Source organism: Halorubrum sp. AD140 (assembly GCF_034497445.1).
Taxonomy (GTDB): Archaea; Halobacteriota; Halobacteria; order Halobacteriales; family Haloferacaceae; genus Halorubrum.
In genome coordinates this window covers 1-1,955 of sequence record NZ_JAXRUU010000141.1, presented here as the reverse complement: position 1 = coordinate 1,955, position 1,955 = coordinate 1, and the positions used below count along the sequence as shown (strand labels likewise).

The 1,955-nt window shown below is 52.2% G+C and carries 2 protein-coding genes; one reads left to right on the top strand and one right to left on the bottom strand.

The features are described 5' to 3' along the window. Positions 1–715 precede the first annotated feature (715 nt). Positions 716–1,546 (bottom strand): IS5 family transposase, encoded by an 831-nt coding sequence (locus U4E84_RS16760; protein ID WP_322533243.1) that lies wholly within the window; start codon positions 1,544–1,546, stop codon positions 716–718. 58 nt (positions 1,547–1,604) lie between these two features. Here U4E84_RS16760 and U4E84_RS16755 point away from each other — a divergent pair. Further along, positions 1,605–1,955, top strand: a 351-nt coding sequence (locus U4E84_RS16755) for a hypothetical protein (RefSeq protein ID WP_322533242.1), incomplete at its 3' end; no start/stop codon positions are given.

Genomic DNA, 1,955 nt, shown 5'->3' with positions numbered 1-1,955 from the left:
GAACGTCGGATGGCCTTCAGCGAACTCGGCAAGAGCATCGTCTAGGATATTTTGTGTACCTTGAAGGGTATATGTCGATGCGGCAACCGCTTTCTTGCCCACCTCGTCTTGTCGGTTCTCATTGTTCATATCTCCAATTGACTGTATGAACCGCCAGTTTGTAAAGCTAAGAAGGGTCGCGAAATCAGTCGTATAGATTGGAAGTTGTTATCGATTATTTTTCTCATGTTGCGCGCGCTCGATTGGATAGAACGGAAATCTGAAGAGTCGGCTATATCGACACCGGCGGAACCGCGATGAGGGGCTCGTGTTCAGCTACGCGGTCATTGACGAGCGCGACGCGGAGCACAAGCGCGAACGGACTAAGACTGACCTGATCGGCGCACACTGACTGGCAACTGAGCCGGCTCCGCCAGATCTGATCTAATTGCTTCACGTGTGCTTCGATTTGGTACAGGCTTGCGGCAGTTCGAAATAGCCCTTATCGGTTTCCTGCGTCTGATCTTGTTTTACACCCCCACGAAGTGCCAGTGTTGCTATCGGGAGAATATATCTTCTATTTTCTATTTTTCCATAATATTATAAGCAGAGGAAAGTTTATGGTGATTCAATATAGTTACTAAATTGTGATGTCCGATAAGGAAAATAGCGAAGGTTCCCGTCTAATGCGGGACTTGTCGAGGGGCTGTGTTGAATCGCTGTAAGGCGTAGAGATTCACTGTTTGACGAAGCGCTTGATGTTGTAGACCATACACATCAGAGCGATCTCACGGAACTCGCGGAACCACGACCGCGCTCGCACGGCGAAGCCGAGCGAGCGCTTGACAGCCGAGTTCACGGTTTCGGTCATAGAGCGCTGATTGTAGCGGTTATCGTCGATTCTGGCGTTGTGTGCGTGATCGTACGGTGCGAAAATGCGGTGCTTGATCAGCGGTCTGATCCCGAGATCGCGTAATCCTTCGCGGAGCGATTGCTTGTCATAGCCCTTATCGGCGGCGAGAGACCGCAGATCGCCCGCGTTCCGGCGGGCGATCTGCTCAGCGAGATCGGCGTCACTTCCTTCCCGGTTGGTTGAGCAGTGAACGTCAAGAACAGCCTGAGACACTGTATCGACGAGTTTCGTGACTTTGAGCTTCTGAACGCGGTAGCTGATTCGCTGGCAGTAGTGGCGGCTGGCTGGTGAGCGGTCGTAGAATGTGGCGTCGATCGCGGCGTGTTCGGAGAGATCGTGCAGCTGCGCCGACTGGCGCAGCAGCACTCGACAGACGCTCATGCTGATCCGATCGAACGCCTTACACAACGTGGACGGCGCAGGGAGATCGGCCGTGTTGAGGCCGATCTCCCCGGTTATTTGTGGCATCTCTTTGAGCAGGTCGATCGTCATGCGGTACGACGAATCGAGGTAAATCCGCAGACAGTGAAGGGAAACGAGTGCGTAGTCGGCGAATCCGCCGCCACCTTCCGGGGCGGCGGATTCGCCTCCATCGCCAGTAACTCTTTGAGCAACCGGCACAACCTCCCCGATGAAGCGGGAGATTTGGGTCATGAACAACTGAAGTCTCTCGCTTCAACGCCTTTGATTTAGCGGCCTACCCTGCCGCCGTATGGCGATTCAACACAGCCTGTCGAGGAGAACTGCGATTACGGCTGGACTGAGCACCACGGCAGCATTAACACTCCCAGGACTTGCTGCTGCAAGTGATGAAGAAACGGAGGCAAAGAAAGACGATATAGAAGTGAGAAAAAAGACGATCAAAAAGAGTGAAGACTTCATACTGAATCATTATACGGTTGATGGCGATGAATTGTTGTTAGTTGAACACTTAAGCGGTGAGAAAAAAGGCACAATATCTGGCGATCCAATTAATACTGGTGCTGAGAAAGCCTCTAACAACGATAGTCGAGATTCTGCCTCACCAAGCAAATTAGAGTCGGCTGAGAAGAACCCTGAAAAT